The 6532-nt window shown below is 71.8% G+C and carries 7 protein-coding genes; 5 read left to right on the forward strand and 2 right to left on the reverse strand.

All coding sequences use genetic code 11. The features are described from left to right. Window positions 1-11: 11 nt before the first annotated feature. Together BT364_RS27345 and BT364_RS27350 are read left to right on the forward strand one after the other, a co-directional pair. A complete protein-coding gene (locus BT364_RS27345) occupies window positions 12-587 on the forward strand; it encodes a SigE family RNA polymerase sigma factor (RefSeq protein ID WP_072487891.1) in 576 nt (191 codons plus the stop codon). A gap of 137 nt (window positions 588-724) precedes the next feature. Beyond that, complete coding sequence (locus BT364_RS27350) at window positions 725-1963, forward strand: hypothetical protein (protein WP_072487892.1); 1239 nt, start codon at window positions 725-727, stop codon at window positions 1961-1963. Between the two features lie 89 nt (window positions 1964-2052). Here the strand turns inward: BT364_RS27350 and BT364_RS27355 are convergent, their stop codons facing one another. Beyond that, the gene (locus BT364_RS27355) at window positions 2053-2934 is read right to left on the reverse strand and encodes an SURF1 family protein (protein WP_072487893.1); all 882 of its coding nucleotides are present in this window, start codon (window positions 2932-2934) and stop codon (window positions 2053-2055) included. Between the two features lie 107 nt (window positions 2935-3041). Beyond that, window positions 3042-4916, reverse strand: coding sequence for a S9 family peptidase (locus BT364_RS27360; protein WP_072487894.1), 1875 nt, complete (start codon window positions 4914-4916; stop codon window positions 3042-3044). A gap of 69 nt (window positions 4917-4985) precedes the next feature. Here BT364_RS27360 and BT364_RS27365 point away from each other — a divergent pair, with 69 nt between their 5' ends. The 3 genes from BT364_RS27365 to BT364_RS27375 all read left to right on the forward strand — a co-directional run. Then, window positions 4986-5822, forward strand: coding sequence for a class I SAM-dependent methyltransferase (locus BT364_RS27365; RefSeq protein ID WP_072487895.1), 837 nt, complete (start codon window positions 4986-4988; stop codon window positions 5820-5822). A 40-nt stretch (window positions 5823-5862) separates the two neighbouring features. Further along, a complete protein-coding gene (locus tag BT364_RS27370) occupies window positions 5863-6255 on the forward strand; it encodes a nuclear transport factor 2 family protein (protein WP_177328244.1) in 393 nt (130 codons plus the stop codon). Between the two features lie 38 nt (window positions 6256-6293). After that, the coding region (locus tag BT364_RS27375) for a helix-turn-helix domain-containing protein (RefSeq protein WP_177328245.1) at window positions 6294-6532 on the forward strand (239 nt) is incomplete at its 3' end.

Below are 6532 nucleotides of genomic sequence, written 5' to 3' on the forward strand. Positions count from 1 at the left end.
CACCCGGCGGGATGCCGGTGATTGCGCCCATGCCCGCTGCGCGCCCCGCACGGCTGCCCTCGCAGCGCGAGGGCGCTGAGGAGAGCGTGGCTGCCGGAACCACCGTCGACCATCTCACCGAGACCTATCGGGCCCACTACCGTTCGCTGCTCGGTCTCGCGGCCCTGCTCCTGGACGACACGGCCTCCTGCGAGGACGTGGTGCAGGAGGCGTTCATCCGGGTGCACTCGGCCCGCAACCGGGTACGGGACCCGGAGAAGACACTCGCGTATCTGCGCCAGACCGTCGTCAACCTCTCGCGTTCCGCGCTGCGCCGCCGCATCCTCGGGCTGAAGCTGCTCTCCAAGCCCATGCCGGACATGGCGAGCGCGGAGGAGGGCGCCTACGACCAGCTGGAGCGGGACGCGCTGATCAAGGCGATGCGGGGGCTGCAACGGCGCCAGCGGGAAGTACTGGTGCTGCGCTACTTCGCGGACATGACGGAGGTCCAGGTGGCCGAGACGCTGGGGATATCCCTGGGCTCGGTCAAGGCCTACGGCTCCCGCGGGATCGCGGCGCTGCGCGTCGTGATGGAGGCCCAGGCATGAGCCGGCGCGAGGGCGAGTACGAGAACGGCCCTGATGAACGCGGACAGGGCCCTGGCGAACGTGAACACGGCTTCGACGAACGTGAACACGGCTCCGCCGGACGTGAGCGTCGGATTGACCGGACTGGAAACGGAATTGTGAACCACGGGCCGGAGAACGCCTCGCGGGCGAACAGGGACGCGGAGGCTGCCGGTGCCGGGGCTGAAGGCGCCGGGGCCGCTGGGGCTGCTGAATCTGCCAGGGCGGCCGAGACCGCCGAGCTCGGCAGTCTGAGCAGTCTCTTCGGCCCGGGTCCGCGCTCGGTGGGCCCGGACTCGGGCCCGCACGGCGGACCGGGAGCCGGTGGTGGTGCGGACCTCGACGAGGTCGCGCTGAGCCGCATGCTGCGCGGCGCCGTCCAGCACATCGAGCCCAGCGACGGCACGCTCGACCATCTGCGGCGCGCGGTTCCCGTCCGGCGCGCCAAGCGACGGCAGGCCGTCGTGGGTCTGGCGGCTGCGGCGCTGCTCATCGGCACCGCGGTGCCCGCCTTCGTCCATGTCGCGAACTCCGACGGTTCGAACACCGCCAACCCCGAGATGGCCGGGCACGGCGAGCAGGCGCAGGGCGGCAACGGCACGGACACCGGCGCGCAGGCCGGCGGCAAGAACAGCGGCGGCAACGCCGACGGGCAGCCCGGTGGCGACCGGAACCGGCCCACGAGCACGAGCAGCCCCTCCGACAGCCGTGGCCAGGGCGGGGACGGACACCTGTCGGGCGGGGGAGCCGGTCCGAGCGACCCCGCGATGGCCTCCATGCCGACCTGCGACCCGCAGCAGCTCGGTGTCGCTTCGGCCGAGACCGGTGAGGCCGGTGCCGACGGCACGGTCTACGGAACCTTCCGGATCGCCAATGTCTCCGGCACGGAGTGCTCGGTGAGCAGCAGCGGCAGCGTGGGCTTCCAGGCGATAGGCGCGGCCGACCCGGCCAGGATCGCGGTTGTCCAGCACACCGCGGGTGACGCGGCGGCCGGGCTGCCCGACCCTTCGCAGGAGCAGGGGACGGTGCTGCTGAAGCCGTCGATGGCGTACGAGGTGAAGTTCGCCTGGGTGCCGAAGGACACCTGCCCGACCGTCGGAGGCTCGCCGAGCCCGACACCGACCGACGACGCGGGCGGTGCGAGCGGCGCCACGGCCGCCGGTGCCGGTTCGGGGAGCGGCGACGGGACGACGGGGGCGGACACGCAGTTCGGCAGCGAGGACGGCGGCGGGACGCAGGACGGCAGCGTCGCCGTGACGCACACGCCGGAGGCCGGGGCACCGGTCGCGGAGGCGAAGATCGCCAACGCCTGCTCGGGCACGATCTACCGGACCGGGGTGCTCGCTCCCGCGACGTGACGCCGTACGACGTATGACGCGAGGGGCCCGCCGGATCGACGATCGATCGGCGGGCCCCTCGCGCGTGTCTGTGTCTGCGTCTGTGTGTCTCAGACCGCTCCGGAGCCCACGGCGTCCTTGCCGGACCCGGACCCGGACCCGGCTTCCGACCCGGACCTGGCCTCCGCTTCCGACGTTGCTTCCTCTTCCGCTTCCGCGACCAGGCCCAGTTGCAGGTCGCGCGCCGCTTCGGCCTCGCGGCGGACCAGCCGGAACCACATGAAGAGCACGAACCCGGCGAAGACGAACCACTCACCGGTGTAGCCGAGGTTCTGGAAGGCCTTCAGATCGAGCCCGGTGCCCTGCGCCTTGGCGGCCGGGACAGGACGCAGCGCGCCGGCCGCCTTGTCACCGGTCCCGGCGCCCGTGTCCTGGAGCGTCACCCATGCGTCGTAGACGTCGTACGGGACGAGGTTGATCAGGGACGCGGCGCTGATCATGCCCAGCTGGCCGTCGGGGAGCCCGCCCGCCGTGTCGACACCCGCGGTGCCGGCGTTCTCGGATGCCTGGAGGTCGCCGGTCACCGTGACCTCGCCGGTCGGCGCGGGGGGCACGGCGGTGCTGCCGGGCTTGCCGGGCATCCAGCCACGCACCACCGGCAGCGCCTTGCCGCTGTCCGTGCGGAGCATGTTCAGGACGTAGAAGCCGCTCTTGTCGTCCAGCTTCCGTCCGGGCACCAGGAACTGGTCGGCGTACCGGCCGGTGGCGATGGCGGGGCGGCCGGAGGTCACCGTGTCGACGGGAAGCAGCTCGTCGATCGGCTTGGCGGGCCGGGACCCCGGGGCGGGCTGCTTCTCGGCGGCGTCGTGCGTCTGCACGCGGTCCTCGAAGCGGCCGAGCTGCCAGGTGCCCATGAACACGCAGAACGGGATGGCCAGCACGACGAAGAGGTTGATCCCCCACCATCGCGGGGTCAGCAGGAACCGGTACACCCCTCCACGGTACGGTCCCCGCTCCGGCCGCCCGGAGCGGGGTGCCGACTGACGGCCGTGTCCCCGGCCTTGTGCCGCAGGGGACGGACGCCCCGTCCGCCTGTCCGCTACGCGCCGGTCGTGCCCGGCTCCGGGGACAGGTGGCGCCGGGCGAAGTCCAGTTCCAGGCGGACCTGCTTGATCCGTTCCTCCACGACGAGCGAGCCGTGTCCCGCGTCGTACCGGTACACCTCGTGCACCGCGTCCCGCTTCTTCAGCCGGTCGACGTAGTTCTCCACCTGGCGGATCGGGCAGCGCGGGTCGTTGACGCCCGCCGAGATGTAGACCGGCGCCCGGACCGCGTCGACGTACGTCAGCGGGGACGACGCCTCGAAGCGCTCGGGAACCTCCTCCGGGGTGCCGCCCAGCAGCGTGCGGTCCATCGCCTTCAGGTCCTCCATCTCGTCGTGGTACGCCGTGACGTAGTCGGCGACCGGGACCGCCGCCAGGCCGAGGGCCCAGGTGTCCGGCTGCGTACCGAGGCCGAGCAGGGTCAGATAGCCGCCCCAGGAGCCGCCGGCCAGGACCAGCCGCTCCGGGTCCGCGAGGCCGGACTTCACCGCCCACTCCCGCACCGCGGCGATGTCCTCCAGCTCGATCAGGCCGACCCGGTGCTTGAGCGCGTCCGTCCAGGCGCGGCCGTATCCGGTGGAGCCGCGGTAGTTGACCCGGACGACCGCGTAGCCGTGGTCCACCCAGGCGGCGGGGCCGGAGGCGAAGGCATCGCTGTCGTGCCAGGTCGGGCCGCCGTGGATCTCGAAGACCGTGGGGAACGGGCCCTCGGCCGGGGCGGCGGGCCGCTGCACGAGCGCATGGACACGGCCCCCGGGCCCGTCCACCCACACGTCGTCCACCGGCACGGACGCCGGGGCCTTCGCGCCGGGCGGATCGAGCACCACCGCACCCGAGGTGGACCGGATGACGGGCGGCTGCGCGGCCGAGGACCACAGGTACTCCACCGTGCCGTCCGGCCGGGCCGTGGCACCCGACACCGAACCCGCGGGGGTCTTCACCCGGGCGGGGGCGCCGCCCGCCCCCGGCTCGTACCGCCACAGGTCGCTACGGGCCTCGAAGGCGTGCACGACCAGCAGTGCGGAGGCGTCCGGATACCACTCGGCGACCACGTCGCCGGGCAGACCGATCGCGAGGTCCGTCTCCTCGCCCGTCGTCGGATCCCAGATCATCGGCTCCCAGCGGCCCCGCCGCTGATGCCCGACCAGGAGCCTCGTGTCCCCGGCGACGGGGGCGAAGCCCAGCACGGTCAGACCCAGCTCCTTCGTACCGCCCTCGGTGTCGTCCAGCTCGGCGACCGTCGTCCCGTCCGGGCGTACCACGCGCAGCGCGGAGTGCATCGCGTCGCCGTGCTCGGTGTGCTCCAGGGCGATCAGCGTCCCGTCATGGCTGAGGTCGCCGACGCCCGCCGACTCGCGGTGGCGGTAGATCTCCACGGGCTCCGCTCCGGGCCGCACGACATGGATCGTCGTCCCGTCCTCGTCGGTCGAGCGGCCGACCACCGCCGTGCCGTCCCGCCCGATCGCGAGCCCGGCCGAGTACGCGGGGCCGAGACCGGGCGTCGCCGGTTCGTCCACCGGCGCGCCCGGCTCCCCGTCCCCGCCGGCGTGGAACGGCCGGCGCATCCACACCCCGAACTCGTCGCCATCGGTGTCGTCGAACCACCAGACCGACTCCCCGTCGGGTGTCAGCGCCCCGTCCGTCGTGCCGTTCGGCCGGTCGGTCACCTGGCGCTGCTCCCCGGTGGCGCGGTCCCATGCGTACAGCTCGTACGTCCCCGTCGCGTTGGAGATGAACAGTGCGCGGTCGGGTGCGTCCTCCGCCCAGTCGGGCAACGACACCCGTGGCGCCCGGAAGCGCTGCTCCCACTCCGGCACGGAGGCGGGGGCCTGGTCGGAGGGGGTGGGCGTCGAGCCAGTGATCTCAGTCATGCCCCCATTCTGCGTCGGGACGCCGACAATTCGTTCGCTTCGTCCGCAGCCTGTGGATAACCTCCCGGCATGCATGCATCGACCCCTGCCGACTGGCACGAGGCAAACCGCGCGCACTGGGACGAGCGGGTCCCCATCCACGCCACGAGCGACTTCTACGACCTCGAATCCTTCCGCGCAGGCAAGGAAGCCCTGCGCGACTTCGAGCTTGCCGAGGTCGGGGACGTCACGGGAAAGTCATTGCTCCATCTGCAGTGCCACATCGGGGTCGACACCCTCTCCTGGGCCCGGCACGGCGCCGCACAGGTCGTCGGTCTGGACTTCTCCGAACCGGCCGTCGAGACCGCGCGCGCCCTGGCCCGCGAGCTCGGGTTCGGCCAGGACCGGGCGGCGTTCGTCGCGGCCGACGTCCACGACGCCGCGGAGGCCGTCCCCGACTCGTCGTACGACATCGTCTACACCGGCATCGGCGCGCTGAACTGGCTGCCCGACACCCGCCGTTGGGCCGAGACCGCCGCATCGCTCGTGGCGCCCGGCGGTTTCCTCTATCTCGCGGAGTTCCACCCGATCACGGACTGCCTCGACGACTCCACCGGGACGAAGATCGAGCACGACTACTTCAGCCGCGACGCCTGGGTGGACGAGACGCCCGGTACGTACGCGGACTTCGACGCGCCCACCGTCCACAACCGCAGCGTCGAATGGCAGCACCCGATCGGTGAGGTGGTGTCGGCGCTGGCGGCAGCCGGGCTGCGGATCGAGTTCCTGCACGAGCACGACATCTCGCTCTTCGCCCGCTTCTCGGATCTGGAACGGCAGGGCGACGGTTCCTACCGCTTCCCCGCCGGCCGGCCGCGCATCCCGTTGATGTACTCCATCAAGGCGTCGAGGGCGGCCGATTCCTGAACAAGGGCCGACTGTCAGTGGCGGGGTTCGGACTCGGACCATGACGACGACTGCCGATCTGCGCGCCGTGGTGGAGACGTACTGGAGCGCGGCCGACGCCCGCGACTGGGACGTCTTCGCCACGACGCTGGCCGACGAGGTGTTGTACGACCTGCCGCAGACCCGCGAGCGCATCCGCGGCAAGGAGCGGTACCTGCGGTTCAACCGGGAGTACCCGGGGGACTGGCGCGTCCGCGTCGAGCGGGTGGTGGCCGACGGCCAGGGGCGGCAGGCCGCCGTCCGTACGCGCTTCACGGTCGGCGCCGAGGAGCTGCCCGCCATTCATCGGATTCCTCCGTGGATACTCCGCCCTTCAGGGCGGAGAGGAATCGGACTCCTGCGGAGCAGGGCAAGGAGCGGAGTTTCGCCCCCAGGGCGAAAGGCCGTGCTGTGACCCGCAGGTTTGATCTTAACTCGCAGCATCACTAGTTTGTGAGCGTGACCACGAGCCGTGTGAAGCGGGCGTTCAAGTACCGCTTCTATCCGACTGATGCGCAGGCAGCCGAGCTGTCGCGCACGTTCGGTTGCGTGCGGAAGGTCTACAATCTGGCGCTCGCCGCCCGCACGGAGGCATGGGTGCGGCAGGAGCGGGTCAACTACAACGCTACGTCGGCGATGCTGACGGCGTGGAAGAAGACCGAGGAGCTGGCGTTCCTCAATCCAGGTCTCGT

The organism is Streptomyces atratus (assembly GCF_900119365.1).
Taxonomy (GTDB): Bacteria; Actinomycetota; Actinomycetes; order Streptomycetales; family Streptomycetaceae; genus Streptomyces; species Streptomyces atratus_B.

Excerpts from the sequence above, each read along its gene's own strand:
- BT364_RS27345 (WP_072487891.1), top strand. The coding sequence starts at position 12 with ATGCCGGTGATTGCGCCCATGCCCGCTGCGCGCCCCGCACGGCTGCCC.
- BT364_RS27360 (WP_072487894.1), bottom strand. The coding sequence starts at position 4,916 with ATGACTGAGATCACTGGCTCGACGCCCACCCCCTCCGACCAGGCCCCC.
- BT364_RS27365 (WP_072487895.1), top strand. The coding sequence starts at position 4,986 with ATGCATGCATCGACCCCTGCCGACTGGCACGAGGCAAACCGCGCGCAC.
- BT364_RS27370 (WP_177328244.1), top strand. The coding sequence starts at position 5,863 with ATGACGACGACTGCCGATCTGCGCGCCGTGGTGGAGACGTACTGGAGC.